At 68.2% G+C, this 13412-nt stretch carries 13 protein-coding genes; 5 read left to right on the plus strand and 8 right to left on the minus strand.

Going from position 1 to position 13412, the window contains the following annotated elements; translation table 11 throughout:
* The 6 genes from NFC98_RS15580 to lptF all read right to left on the minus strand — a co-directional run bounded on the left by NFC98_RS15580 (window position 1) and on the right by lptF (window position 4930).
* On the minus strand, window positions 1-1056 hold the full coding sequence (locus NFC98_RS15580) for an ABC transporter substrate-binding protein (RefSeq protein WP_254275824.1): 1056 nt from the start codon (window positions 1054-1056) through the stop codon (window positions 1-3).
* A gap of 263 nt (window positions 1057-1319) precedes the next feature.
* Entirely contained in the window at window positions 1320-1802 is a 483-nt protein-coding gene (bfr, locus tag NFC98_RS15585; RefSeq protein ID WP_183332088.1) for a bacterioferritin, read from the minus strand.
* 173 nt (window positions 1803-1975) lie between these two features.
* Entirely contained in the window at window positions 1976-2182 is a 207-nt protein-coding gene (locus NFC98_RS15590; protein ID WP_254275825.1) for a (2Fe-2S)-binding protein, read from the minus strand.
* Between the two features lie 112 nt (window positions 2183-2294).
* Window positions 2295-2771: an RDD family protein gene (locus NFC98_RS15595; protein WP_254275826.1), complete on the minus strand. Its 477-nt coding sequence runs from the start codon at window positions 2769-2771 to the stop codon at window positions 2295-2297.
* 15 nt (window positions 2772-2786) lie between these two features.
* Entirely contained in the window at window positions 2787-3851 is a 1065-nt protein-coding gene (lptG, locus tag NFC98_RS15600) for an LPS export ABC transporter permease LptG (protein ID WP_254275827.1), read from the minus strand.
* Window positions 3848-4930, minus strand: a complete 1083-nt coding sequence (gene lptF / locus NFC98_RS15605) for an LPS export ABC transporter permease LptF (protein WP_254275828.1) — start codon at window positions 4928-4930, stop codon at window positions 3848-3850. The genes lptG and lptF overlap by 4 nt, the downstream gene beginning before the upstream one ends.
* 136 nt (window positions 4931-5066) lie before the next feature.
* Between lptF and NFC98_RS15610 the strand changes: the two genes are divergently transcribed.
* The 5 genes from NFC98_RS15610 to NFC98_RS15630 all read left to right on the plus strand — a co-directional run bounded on the left by NFC98_RS15610 (window position 5067) and on the right by NFC98_RS15630 (window position 12474).
* On the plus strand, window positions 5067-6587 hold the full coding sequence (locus NFC98_RS15610; RefSeq protein ID WP_254275829.1) for a leucyl aminopeptidase: 1521 nt from the start codon (window positions 5067-5069) through the stop codon (window positions 6585-6587).
* Between the two features lie 144 nt (window positions 6588-6731).
* Window positions 6732-7832, plus strand: coding sequence for a branched-chain amino acid aminotransferase (locus tag NFC98_RS15615; protein ID WP_254275830.1), 1101 nt, complete (start codon window positions 6732-6734; stop codon window positions 7830-7832).
* A gap of 193 nt (window positions 7833-8025) precedes the next feature.
* Window positions 8026-8487 (plus strand): DNA polymerase III subunit chi, encoded by a 462-nt coding sequence (locus NFC98_RS15620; RefSeq protein ID WP_254275831.1) that lies wholly within the window; start codon window positions 8026-8028, stop codon window positions 8485-8487.
* A 103-nt stretch (window positions 8488-8590) separates the two neighbouring features.
* Window positions 8591-11563 (plus strand): valine--tRNA ligase, encoded by a 2973-nt coding sequence (locus NFC98_RS15625; RefSeq protein WP_254275832.1) that lies wholly within the window; start codon window positions 8591-8593, stop codon window positions 11561-11563.
* A gap of 176 nt (window positions 11564-11739) precedes the next feature.
* Window positions 11740-12474 (plus strand): phosphatase PAP2 family protein, encoded by a 735-nt coding sequence (locus NFC98_RS15630; protein ID WP_254275833.1) that lies wholly within the window; start codon window positions 11740-11742, stop codon window positions 12472-12474.
* Here NFC98_RS15630 and NFC98_RS15635 read toward each other — a convergent pair.
* The gene (locus NFC98_RS15635) at window positions 12471-12911 is read right to left on the minus strand and encodes an META domain-containing protein (protein ID WP_254277861.1); all 441 of its coding nucleotides are present in this window, start codon (window positions 12909-12911) and stop codon (window positions 12471-12473) included. The two genes, NFC98_RS15630 and NFC98_RS15635, sit on opposite strands and share 4 nt — an antisense overlap.
* A gap of 41 nt (window positions 12912-12952) precedes the next feature.
* The gene (gene gloA, locus NFC98_RS15640) at window positions 12953-13393 is read right to left on the minus strand and encodes a lactoylglutathione lyase (RefSeq protein ID WP_254275834.1); all 441 of its coding nucleotides are present in this window, start codon (window positions 13391-13393) and stop codon (window positions 12953-12955) included.
* Between the last annotated feature and the right edge of the window lie 19 nt (window positions 13394-13412).

Here is a 13412-nt window from a genome sequence, read left to right on the forward strand (position 1 = left end):
TCAGGGCGCCTCCGGCAGGATCATCCGCGCCTCCCGGGGCGGCAGATAGTCGGCGTTGAAGACCTGCGCGGGGGTCGGCACCACGGGCAGATCATAGGCCTCGGCCACCAGCTGGATGGCGTTGGCCAGGCGCGCCTCGTCCACTGCCCCCACGCCGTTGGCCCGGGCATCCGGAGTATCAATCACGCTCTCGATGGCCAGCTTCAACCGCCGCGTCTCCATCGCCACGTCGATCAGACCGTCCCGGGCCAGTACATAGTCGATGGCGCCATCCGGATCGGCCAGGGTCTCGGCCAGGGCACGGTTGAAGGCCCGCAGGAACCCCTCCACCGCCTCGGGGTTCTCCTCGGCAAAGGATCCGCTGGTGATGATGGCGTTGCCATACAACGGTACCCCATGGTCGGGGAAGGGCAGGATGGTCAGCGCCTCCTCGCCCATGCCGCGCCCCTCGAGGTTGAGCAGGCTGGTGAAGTAGAAGCCGGTGATGGCATCCACGTCGCCGCGCACCAGCAGGGTCTCACGCAGGGTGGGGTCGACGTTCTGCCACTCGACGTCATCGGCCTCGAGGCCGTTGGCGGCGGCGAAGATGCCCCAGGCGCGGTAGCCGGTGTCGAAGGCCGGCGCGGCCAGGGACTTGCCGACCAGATCCGCCGCGGATTCGATGCCGCGATCCCGGCGGGCAAAGACTGCCGCCGGCGTACCATCGTAGACCACGTAGACCCCCTGAATACCGGGCCCGTCGGGGTTCTCGGCCAGGAATTCCACCAGGGCGTTGAGGTCGCCGAAGCCCATCTCGTAAGCCCCCGACGCCACCCGGTTGATGGCACCCGCCGAACCGCTGCCGGAGTCGACCTGGACATCGAGCCCCTCCTCGGCGAAGTAGCCCCGCTCCACCGCCATCAGGAAAGGGGCGGACGGCCCCTCGAAGCGCCAGTCGAGCTGGAAGCGGATACGGGTCTCGTCGGCCAGGACGGCGCCGGACAGGACGAGCCCGGCAAGGGAGAGACCGAGCGCACCGGTCGATAGCCCGGCACGGCGGAGTGGGAAACGGCTCATGGAAGATACCCTCTCGCTGGTTGTTGTGATTGTTGTCATGCAGGAACCCTGCCAGCCCTGCATCCTGACCGACAGGTCAAGGACAGGGGCCACGACGGGGCAGCCTCTCCCCGCGCCCGAGCACCATGACGGCTCGGCACGTCGGAGGCTATGCACCAGCGTAGAACATCCCCGGGCTTCGGGTCCCGAGGGGCCAACGCGGACCGGCGCCACTGTGGGCGCCGGTCGAGATGCGAGGTGAAGGGGGGATCAGGAGGGGGCGCTTACTCGTCGCCGGCTTCCTGCATCTGCTTGAGCATGTAGTTCTCGAGGCCGACCTTGTCGATCAAGCCGAGCTCGGTCTCGATATGATCGATATGGTCCTCCTCGTCGGCGAGGATATCCCGGAACAGGTCGCGGCTGACGTAGTCCTTGACCTGCTCGCAGTAGGTGATTGCCTCGATGTAGTCGGCGCGGCCCTCATGCTCGATCTTGAGGTCGCACTCGAGCATCTCGCGAACGTCCTGCCCGATATTGAGCTTGCCCAGGTCCTGCAGGTTGGGAATCCCCTCGAGGAAGAGGATGCGCTCGATCAGCTTGTCGGCGTGCTGCATCTCCTCGATGGACTCGTCGTACTCCCACTTGGCCAGCGCCTTGAGGCCCCAGTCCTTGTACATCTTGGCGTGCAGGAAGTACTGGTTGATCGCCACCAGCTCGTTGCCCAGCGCCTTGTTGAGATGCTCGATGACCTTGCTGTCGCCTTTCATGGACTCACCTTTGACTGTGGTCGGGGAAGTGTGACTTCAGCTTGGCATGCCGGGAACGGCATTGCCAGGCACTGCTGACCAGTCTAGCGAGATCTGACGAAAAGCCAATGAAATCAATTAAATGACAGCGAAAACGAGAACGATCTCGATTCCGTGAGTGTTGGGGGGAGCGGTCACACGGCGTAGGCGAGGTCCTCGGCGCCGACCATCAGCTCGGCCTTCACCGCCTCGCGGGTGATGCTCTTGCCCTGGGAGGCGCACTTGCCGCACTGGGTGCCGCAACCGGTCTGGTTCTGTACCTCGCGCCAGCTGCGGGCCCCGTCCTCGACGGTCTGGCGGATCCGGTGGTCGGAGACCCCCTTGCAGAGACACACGTACATGAACATCACCTCGCTGCGGCTGACAAGGTTAATGTAAATGATTCGCATAGGCCCCTGCAAGCGGGAAGCGAACAATGTCTGATCCGGGTCAATCTCCCGCGCGGCGCGCCTCCTACTTGACGGGTTTCGGCAGCACCACTACCCGGGTAGCGGAGACAATATCCCCCCAGCTGCGCCGCTCACGGTCGACGAGGATCCAGAGGTAGCCGAGCCCGAAGGCCGCCAGCGAGAGCAGGCCGACCAGGAAGCGGACCAGGGCCTGCACCGGGGTGATGGAGCGGCCGTCGAGGGTCTGGACGCGCAGCCGCCACGCCTGCATCCCCAGGGTCATCCCCCCACGGGTCCAGGAGAAGGCCAGGAAGGCGAAGGCCGCACCCAGCAGCAGCAGCTGCAGCGACAGCCCCCAGAGCGGGCCGGCGCCCACCTGTTCGGCGGAAATGCCCAGCAGCTGGCGGCCGATCGTCAGGTGCAGGCCGGCCACCAGGATCCAGATCGCGGCGATCAGGAAGCTGTCGTAGAGCATCGCGCCCAGGCGGCGGGCGAGCCCCGCCGGCCAGACATCGTCGAGGTTGCCGAAGCGTCGTTGCATGGGAAGCTCCTGGTGTCAGCCGGTGCGCCTGAGCAGGTAGAGACCGAGGCCCGCACAGATCAGGGTCGGGGCCAGCACCGCCCAGGCCGGCGAGAAGCCGAACACCGTGGAGGCCGGCGCCAGCAGGTCCTGCAGGTACTTGAAGGAGAGGCCGGTGACCACGCCATAGAAGACCCGGGTGCCGGCGGCCACGGTGCGCAGCGGCCCGAACACGAAGGAGGCGGCCACCAGCACCAGGGAGCCCATGGTCAGCGGCATCAGCATCTTCTGCCAGAAGTGCAGCAGCGGCTGGGTCGCCGCCTGCCCCTGGTCCTGCAGGTAGCGGGCGTAGGCCCACAGCTCGCTGGGGGCCTGGCTGTCGATCGGGCGCAGCAGCCGGGCGAGCTGGTCAGGCGTCAGGCGGGTCTGCCAGGCCAGGCTGGCGTGATGCTCGACCTCGGTGCGCTCCTCCTCGAAGCGCGTCACCGCCACGTTCTCGAGCCGCCAGCCGCCGTCGCGCCAGACGGCCCGCTCGGCGCTCATCGCCTCGCGCAGGCGCTGCCCCTCGAAGCGGTAGCGGGTCAGGTCCAGCACGGTGTCATCGGCGCGGATGGCGCCGAAGCGGTAGAAGCTGTCGTCCTCGCGCTGCCAGCCGCCGCGCTCGGTGACCACGGCACCGGCCCCCTGGATCTGCTCCAGGCGCCAGGCGGCGGCGAACTGCTCGGTGCGCGGGCTGACGTATTCGGCGATGACCAGCACCACCACCACCACCAGGATGATCGGCTTCATCACCCCCCAGAGGATGCGGGTCAGGGAGCGACCGGCGGCCCGCATCACCGTCAGCTCGTTGCTCGACGCCATGCTGCCCAGCCCGATCAGGGCGCCGATCAGCACGCCCACCGGTGCGTACTGGTAGAAGCGCCAGGGCAGCCGCATCCCCAGGAAGAGCAGCACCTGGAAGGCGCCATAGTCGCCCTCCACGTCGTCAAGGTCGTTGATGTAGGTGATCACCAGGTCGAGGCCGAGCAGCACCACCTGCACCACGATGATCGCGGCCAGGACGTTGCGGGCCAGGTAGCGGTCGAAGCGATCGGCGATCATCCGCTCATCCCCTTGCGCTGGGCGCGCACCATCATGACCAGCCCCAGGGCGAGGAAGCCGGCGTGGATCGGCCACATGCCGATCACTGCCGGCAGGCTGCCGCGCCCGATGGCGTCCAGCGCGGCGAGCAGCAGGCTGAGGTAGGCCACGTGCAGGAAGATCGCCGGCAGCAGCTTGGCGAAGCGCCCCTGGCGAGGGTTGACCCGGGAGAGCGGCATGGCGAGCAGGGTGAGGATGAAGACCATCAGCGGCAGCCCCAGCCGCCACTGCAGCTGGGCCTGGGCGCGCGGCGACTCGTCCCTCAGCAGGGCGCCGGTGGTGGCGTACTCGGGCGAGTCGAGCTCGCGACTTTCACCGGCCTGGGAGAGACGCACCGCATAGGTCTCGAAGGTCAGCCGCTCGGCCTGGTGGCGGCCGGGGTCGACGCTGTAGCGCTCGCCGTCGGCGAGCACCAGGAAGCGGCTGCCGGTCTCCGGGTCGACGGTCTGGTAGCCGGCCTCGGCGCGGGTCACCACGCTCTCCGGGGTGCCGTCACTGCGTCGCTGGCGTTCGCTGATGAACACCTCCTGCATCAGGCTCTGGTCATCGCTCATGGCGGCCATGTAGGCGGTTCGCCCGCTGCCGAAGTCCTGGAAGCGCCCCGGTGCCAGGGCCGAGAAGTCCAGCTGGCTGCGCTGCTCCTCGAGCATCACGGCGTTGTGCAGGGCCCCCGCCGGGGTCAGCCACAGGCTGCACAGCGCCACCAGCACGGCCACTACCGCGGCCGGCACCAGGCTCACCTGCAGCAGCCTGTTGGGGCTGGTGCCGCAGGCCACCAGCACGGTGATCTCGCTGTTGAGGTAGAGCTGCCCGTAGGCGAGCAGGATGCCGAGGAAGAACGCCAGCGGCAGGATCAGCTCCATGAAGCCCGGCAGGTGGAACAGCATCAGGGTGCCGAGGATGCTGGCGGGAATCTCGCCTTCGGCCGCATCGGAGAAGTAGCGAATGAAGCGGCTGCCCATGATCACCAGCAGCAGGACACCGGCGACGGCGGCCATGGTCAGCAGGATCTCGCGGGCCAGGTAACGGAAGATGATCATGCAGCGTCTGCCATGCAATGGGGCCATGCCTTCGGTACACTGGAACGACACGGCAACGTGCCGGCATTATCCAGAATCCCCCCTCGCTTGTAACCCCAATTGCCAGTAACCCCAACGCTTGTCTTGTGGAGACGCCATGGAATTCCCAGTTCAGACGGGTAACCCCGCCAAGGTCGAGTCGCCCTGCCTCGTGATCCCGGTATTCAAGGATGGCGACCTGCTGCCCGCGGCGGCGCGCCTGGATGACGCCAGCGAGAAGCTGATCGGCCAGCTCATCGAGCGCGGTGATTTCGACGCCAGGCTGGGCAACGTGCAGATGATCCCCTTCGCCCCGGGCCTCGGTGCCGAGCGTCTGCTGCTGGTGGGCCTGGGCGAGCGCGACAAGTGCCGGGAGGGTGCCTTCCGCAAGGCTCTGGACGCCGCCTTCACGGCGCTGGCCGGCCTGCCGGTGGACGCCTGCGGCGCGGCCTTCACCGACGTGCCGGTGCCGGACCGCAGCTGCGCCTGGAAGGCCCGCATGGTGGCCGAGGCGGCCCGGCGTGCCGTCTACCGCTTCGACGAGTTCAAGTCGGAGAAGGCCCCCGCGCCGCGCCTGGCCGAGGTGACCCTGCTGGTCAGCGAGGGCGGTGACGCCGGGGCGGCCCGCGAGGGCGCGCGCATCGGCAGCGCTGTGGGCGAAGGCATCAGCTACGCCCGCACCCTGGGCAACCTGCCGGGCAACGTCTGCACCCCGAGCTACCTGGCCGAGCAGGCCGAGGCGCTGGGCCGGGCCTCGGGCGGTGCACTGGAGGTGGAGATCCTCGACGAGGAGGCCCTGGAGGCGCTGGGCGCCCACAGCCTGCTGTCGGTGGGCCGCGGCAGCGAGCAGCCCTCGCGGCTGATCGTCATGAAGTACCAGGGCGCCGACAATCCCGAGGAGGCGCCCCACGTGCTGGTGGGCAAGGGCATCACCTTCGACACCGGCGGCATCTCGCTCAAGCCCGGCGAGGCCATGGACGAGATGAAGTTCGACATGTGCGGCGCGGCCAGCGTGTTCGGCACCGTCAAGGCGGTGCTCGGCATCCGCCCGAAGGTCAATCTGGTGGCCATCGTCGCCGCCGCCGAGAACATGCCCGACGGCCGTGCCACCAAGCCCGGCGACATCATCCGGACCCTCAAGGGCCTCTCGGTGGAGGTGCTCAACACCGACGCCGAGGGCCGCCTGGTGCTGTGCGACGCCCTCACCTACGCGGAGCGCTTCGAGCCGGCAAGCGTAGTGGATATCGCCACCCTCACCGGCGCCTGCATCATCGCCCTGGGCCACCACGCCACCGGCCTGCTCTCCAACGACGACGACCTGGCCCTGGACCTGCTCGACGCCGGCGAGGCGGCCTGGGACCGCGCCTGGCACCTGCCGCTGTGGGACGAGTACCAGGAGCAGCTCGACTCCAACTTCGCCGACCTGGCCAACATCGGCGGTCGCCCGGCGGGCACCATCACCGCCGCCTGCTTCCTCTCGCGCTTCGCCGACAGGTTCCCCTGGGCGCACCTGGACATCGCCGGTACCGCCTGGAGCTCCGGCAAGGAGAAGGGCGCCAGCGGCCGCCCCGTGGGCCTGCTGACCCAGTACCTGCTGGACCGCGAAAGCGATGCCGAAGTGGAAACCGAGACGGAATAACGCCTCGCTCTTGCGTTTTTCCCGCGTCGCCTTTCTCATGTGGGACTGACGATGAATCCACGACCCGGGCCGGCTCTCACCGGCCCGAGCTTCCAGTATCACCCCGGGGCCGGCACGCCCCGGGCGTAGCGGAGACCCCTTGCCGTGTCGAATGCCAGCTTCGAACTCCTGCCCAACTCCACCCCCACGGCCGACTCGATCCGTGAGGACATCCTCGCCAGCCCCGGCTTCGGCCAGTACTTCACCGACCATATGGCCCACGTGCGCTGGACCCTGGACGCCGGCTGGCACGGCCGCGAGGTACGCCCCTACGGGCCGCTGACCCTGGACCCCGCCGCCGCCGTGCTGCATTACGCCCAGGAGATCTTCGAGGGCATCAAGGCCTACCGCCATGCCGACGGCTCGGTGTGGACCTTCCGCCCGGAGAAGAACGCCGAACGCTTCCGCCGCAGCGCCCGCCGCCTGGCCCTGCCGGAGCTCTCCGACGAGGACTTCATCGGCTCGCTCAAGGCCCTGCTGGCCCAGGACCACGCCTGGGTGCCGACGCCCAGGAGCGAGGCCGACGAGTGCAGCCTCTACCTGCGCCCCTTCATGATCGCCAGCGAGAAGTTCCTCGGCGTGCGCCCGGCCCAGGAGGTGGACTACTACGTGATCGCCTCCCCGGCGGCGGCCTACTTCAAGGGCGGCGTGGAGCCGGTCTCGATCTGGCTCTCCAGCCACTACAAGCGCGCCGCCCCCGGCGGCACCGGCTTCGCCAAGTGCGGCGGCAACTATGCCGCCTCCCTGGCTGCCCAGAAGGAGGCCAGCGAGCACGGCTGCGGCCAGGTGGCTTTCCTCGACGCCGCCGAGAACAAGTGGATCGAGGAGCTGGGCGGCATGAACCTCTTCTTCGTGTTCCAGGATGGCCGCATCGCCACGCCGCGCCTCACCGACACCATCCTCGAGGGCGTGACCCGCGACTCGGTGCTGACCCTGGCCCGCGATGAGGGCCTCACCCCCGAGGAGCGTCCGATCAGCATCGACGAGTGGCGCGAGGCAGCGGCCTCCGGCGAACTGACCGAGGTGTTCGCCTGCGGCACCGCCGCGGTGATCACCCCGGTGGGCGAACTGGTCACCGAGCAGGACCGCATCCGCCTGAAGGCGGACAGCGGCAACCCCGTGGCCAAGCGCCTGCGCACCAAGCTGCTCGACCTGCAGTACGGCCGCGCCGAGGATACCCATGGCTGGCTGACCCGCCTGGTGTAACAGTCCAATCGTCGCGACGGGCCCGCTAGGGCGGGTCCGCTGCTACAACGGCTCTCTCCACCTAGGTGAGGGGCGCCGAAGGGCAGGCCGACGCGGAGGTCCTACGCCAGGGATGGCGTCGGTAGCGTACAGGGAAGTATTCACAGCGCCTCCGCAGAGGCCTGCCCTGAGGAAAAGCCCCGGGCAGACTCAGATGACCCAGATCGACTTCTACGTCCTCCCCGATACCACCCTGGAGGCGCGCCTCGACTTCGCCTGCCGGCTGGCCGAGACCATCCAGCGCAAGGGCTATCGGCTGCACCTGCACGCCGAGGACGAGGCCATGGCCCGGGAGCTGGACGAGCGGCTCTGGACCTTCCGCCCCGACGCCTATGTGCCTCACGCCCTGCTGGGCGAGGGGGAAGGAGAGGCCGCCCCCGATCCGCGCATACCGGTCACCATCGGCTGGGCCGCCCCGCCCGCCCCGGACCAGGCCGTCCAGGCGCTGCTCAACCTCGCCCCGGGCATTCCGGAATGGTTCTCGCGCTTCGAGCGGGTCGCCGAGATCATCAACCAGCACCAGGCGGTGCTGGTGGCCAAGCGCGAGTGCTGGCAGACCTACAAGAAGCGCGGCTACCCGGTAAAGGCCCACCAGCTGCGCGGCCAGTCCGGCTGACGCTGGGCGCCTGGTCGCGCTATAATCGGGCCCATTTTTCGTCGCCCTCTCCTGCCGTCCGGCCCCCTGGCCGGCGGTGATCATTTCTGGACCCGGAACGCCCATGGACAAGACCTACCAACCCGAGCAGATCGAATCCCGCTGGTACGAGCGCTGGGAGGCCGATGGCCGCTTCGCCTCCTCCGGCGAGGGCGAGCCCTACTCCATCATGATCCCGCCGCCCAACGTCACCGGCAGCCTGCACATGGGCCACGCCTTCCAGGACACCATCATGGACACCCTGATCCGCTGGCGGCGGATGCAGGGGCGCAACACCCTGTGGCAGGTGGGCACCGACCACGCCGGCATCGCCACCCAGATGCTGGTGGAGCGCAAGGTCGCCGCCGAGGAGGGCAAGAGCCGCCACGACCTGGGCCGCGAGGCCTTCATCGACAAGGTGTGGGAGTGGAAGCAGGAGTCCGGCGGCCATATCACCCGCCAGCTGCGCCGCATGGGCGCCAGCGTCGACTGGTCCCGCGAGCGCTTCACCATGGACGACGGCTTCTACCAGGCGGTCCAGGAGGTCTTCGTGCGCCTCCACAAGGAAGGGCTGATCTACCGCGGCAAGCGGCTGGTCAACTGGGACCCGACCCTGCATACCGCCATCTCGGATCTCGAGGTGGAGAACCGCGACCAGCAGGGCCAGTTCTGGCACTTCCGCTATCCGCTGGCCGACGGCGTCACCACCGACGCGGGGCTCGACTACCTGGTGGTCGCCACCACCCGCCCCGAGACCCTGCTGGGCGACACCGGCGTGGCGGTGAACCCCGAGGATCCGCGCTACGCCTCCCTGGTGGGCAAGTTCGTCGAGCTGCCGCTGGTGGGGCGTCGGATCCCCATCGTCGCCGATGAGCACGCCGACATGGAGAAGGGCTCAGGCTGCGTGAAGATCACCCCGGCCCACGACTTCAACGACTATGAGGTGGGCCGCCGCCAGGGCCTGCCGCTGATCAACGTCTTCACCCAGGACGCCAGCATCCTCGCCCGGGCCGAGGCCTTCGACATCCAGGGCCGGCCGCTGCCCGAGATCGACACGAGCCTGCCCGAGGCCTACGCCGGCCTGGACCGCTTCGAGGCGCGCAAGCGGATCGTCGCCGACATGGAGGCCGCCGGGCTTCTCGAGCAGATCGAGACGGTCAGCAACACCCTGCCCTATGGCGACCGCAGTGGCGATGTCATCGAGCCGCTGCTCACCGACCAGTGGTTCGTCGCCGTGGAGAGCCTCGCCAAGCCGGCCATCGAGGCCGTCGAGAAGGGCGACATCCAGTTCGTGCCGAAGAACTACGAGAACATGTACTTCGCCTGGATGCGCGACCTCCAGGACTGGTGCATCTCCCGCCAGCTGTGGTGGGGCCACCGCATCCCCGCCTGGTACGACGCGGACGGCAACGTCTTCGTGGCCCGCAACGAGGTGGAGGCGACCCGCGACTACCTGGTCGAGCTCGCCCACTTCATCGAGCACGAGCAGGGCGACTTCGACACCGCCATGCGGCTGCGCGGCTTCAACCAGCTGCTGGGCAGCACCACCGAGATGACGCCCGACGCCCTCAGGACCATGGAAAAGCTCGGCGTGCCGCGCCTGACCCAGGACGAGGACGTGCTCGACACCTGGTTCAGCTCGGGCCTGTGGACCTTCGGCACCCTGGGCTGGCCGGAGAAGACCCCGGAGCTGCGTACCTTCCACCCCTCCAGCGTCCTGGTCACCGGCTTCGACATCATCTTCTTCTGGGTCGCCCGGATGATCATGCTGACCCTGAAGTTCACCGGCGAGGTGCCCTTCAAGCAGGTCTATGTCCACGGCCTGGTGCGCGACGGCCAGGGCCAGAAGATGTCCAAGTCCAAGGGCAACGTCCTCGACCCCATCGACCTGATCGACGGGATCGAGCTCGAGACCCTGGTCGAGAAGCGCACCGGCAGCCTGATGCAGCCGCAGAAGGCCAAGGCCATCGAGAAGGCCACCCGCGGCGAGTTCCCCGAGGGCATCGAGCCCCACGGCACCGACGCACTGCGCTTCACCTTCCTCTCCCAGGCCACCACCGGGCGCGACATCAAGTTCGACATGGGCCGCCTGGACGGCTACCGCAACTTCTGCAACAAGCTGTGGAACGCCTCGCGCTACGTGCTGATGAACGCCGAGGGCGAGGACACCGGCCTGGGAGGTGAACCGGTCGAGCTGTCGCTGGCCGACCGCTGGATCATCTCGCGCCTGCAGCAGACCGAGGCCCAGGTGACCCGGGCGATGGAGGAGTTCCGCTTCGACCACGCCTCCCAGGCGCTCTACGATTTCGTCTGGAACGAGTACTGCGACTGGTACCTGGAGCTCTCCAAGCCGGTGCTGTGGGACGACGGCGCCAGCCCCGAGGCCAAGCGCGGCACTCGTCGCACCCTGGTGCGTGTGCTGGAAGCGATCCTGCGCCTGGCCCACCCGATGATGCCCTTCATCAGCGAGGAGATCTGGCAGCGCGTGGCCCCCCTGGCCGGCACCCGTCAGGGCGAGGGCGACTCAATCATGGCCCAGGCCTGGCCCAGCGCTGAGCCGGAGAAGATCGATGAAGCCGCCGAGCGGGACATCGAGTGGCTCAAGGGCGTGATCGTGGCGATCCGCAACATCCGCGCCGAGATGAACATCGCCCCGGGCAAGCCGCTGGACGCGCTGCTCACCAAGGGCGGCCCGGACGACCCGGCGCGCCTCGAGGCCAACCGCCGCTTCCTGGCCAAGCTGGCCAAACTCGAGAGCGTCTCCTGGCTCGACGACCCGAGCAAGGCGCCCCTCTCAGCCACCCAGCTGGTGGGCGAGATGGAGGTGCTGGTGCCGATGGCGGACCTGATCGACAAGGACGCCGAACTCACCCGCCTGGGCAAGGAGATCGAGAAGCAGGACAAGCTGATCGGCGGCATCGAGAAGAAGCTCGGCAACGAGAGCTTCGTGGCCAAGGCGCCGGAGGCCGTGGTGGAGAAGGAGCGCGCCAAGCTCGCGGACTTCCTGGCGGCGCGCCGCCTGCTGGAGGAACAGCGCGACAAGATCGCCGCGCTCTGACCGACCCCGTCGGCGTCTCAGCCAGCGGCCCGCCCTAGGCGGGCCGCTGGCCGTTGGGGGCCTGCCCCCGTGGCAGCGCTACCACGACCATGTTGCAGCCGCGTTAAGAAACGCTGTTCTGCCAAATCCCGTTCCCCTAGAATGGTCCGCCACACCCACCGACCCGCCATGTCTCGATGCCTCAGACCGACTCGACCTTTGCGCTTGGCCGCCTGCTGATCTTCAACCTGCTGGGCGCCCTGCTGGTGTTCTCCTGGCTGTCGCCGGACCTGCTGTTCTGGACCGAGCTGGACGATGCCGTGTTCTTCACCACCAACGCCTGGCTGCACGAGGGGAACCCGGCCTGGGTGTGGCTGGTGGCGACCACCAACGCGCGGCTCTTCGACGTGATCAGCCTGGTGGTGCTGCTGGTGATCTACCTGTGGGCCATCTCCCGGGATCCGCTCCGCGAGCCGAGACTGCTCCGCTGGGGCGGCATCGGCATCACCATGCTGCTGGTGGCGGTGTTCATGGCCCAGGGCGTGCGCCTGGTGATCGACTACTCTCACCCCAGCCCCACGGTGGTCTATCAGGAGGTCAATCGGGTCACCGAACTGGTCGACTTCGCCACCAAGGACAGCTCCGGCGCCAGCTTCCCCGGCGACCACGGGGTGAACCTTTTCCTGTTCACCGCCTTCATGTGGCGCTTCGCCGGTCGCAAGGTGATGCTGGTGAGCCTGGTGGCGGCGGTGATCCTCAGCGCCCCGCGCATCCTGAGCGGCGCCCACTGGTTCAGCGACGTCTACTTCGGCGCCATCGCCATCAACCTGATCATCGCGCCCTGGTTCCTGCTCACCCCGATCGGGCCGGCCATGGCCCGCGGCATCACCGCCGGCATGGCCAGGGTCCAGGCGCTGCTGCCGGGACGCTAATTCGCCTTGCGCCAGCCGCCCAGCACCCGCTGATCGGGGCCGAAGAAGACCAACCGGTCATGGTCGATCAGGTAGCGGTAGGCGGTCTCCAGCATGCCGGTCACCCGGGCCGCGTCCTCGCCCTGAGGGCAGGCGCGCCGGGTGGTGCCCAGCTGCGAGAACTCGATGCGCTGGTTCTCGCCCAGATTGGCCCGCCCCATCAGCTGGTTGCAGCCGTCGCTGCCGGTGACGCTCCCGTCGGCCGCGATGCGAAACCAGGCGGGCTCGGGCAGCGAGAGCCGCTCGTCGGTGCCCACCAGCAGCAGGTTCCAGCGCTGCTCCACCACCGGGCCCGAGAGGCTCACCTCGCGCTCCGGCGGCGCATCGGGGCGGCTTCCACAGGCCGCCAACAGGGCCGCGGCGGCTATCACCAGGCCCAGGCGGGCCACAGCTGTCATCTTCATGGGTCGTCGTTCTTCCTTGTCACGTGGCCGGCCGCCTACCAGCTGCCGGTGTTTTCCATGGAGGCCCAGGGCTCCTGCGGGGGCAAGGCATCGCCCTTCTGCAGCAGCTCCACCGAGATGCCGTCGGGGCTCCTGACGAAGGCCATATGGCCATCCCGGGGCGGGCGGTTGATGGTGACCCCGGCGTTCTGCAGCTTCTCGCAGAGGGCGTAGATATCGTCGACCCGATAGGCCAGGTGGCCGAAGTTGCGCCCGCCGGTGTACTCCTCGGGGTCCCAGTTGTAAGTGAGCTCGAGCTCCGGCGCCTTGAGTTCGGCGGAACGCGCCTCGTCCTCGGGGGCGGCCAGGAAGACCAGGGTGAAGCGCCCCTTGTCATTCTCCTTGCGCCGCACCTCCTTCAAGCCCAGCAGGTCGCAGTAGAAGTGCAGCGAGGCGTCGAGGTCGCTGACGCGCACCATGGTGTGCAGATACTGCATGTTCAACTCCTTGTCGGGG

Source organism: Halomonas sp. 3H (assembly GCF_024206005.1).
Lineage (GTDB): Bacteria > Pseudomonadota > Gammaproteobacteria > Pseudomonadales > Halomonadaceae > Halomonas > Halomonas campaniensis.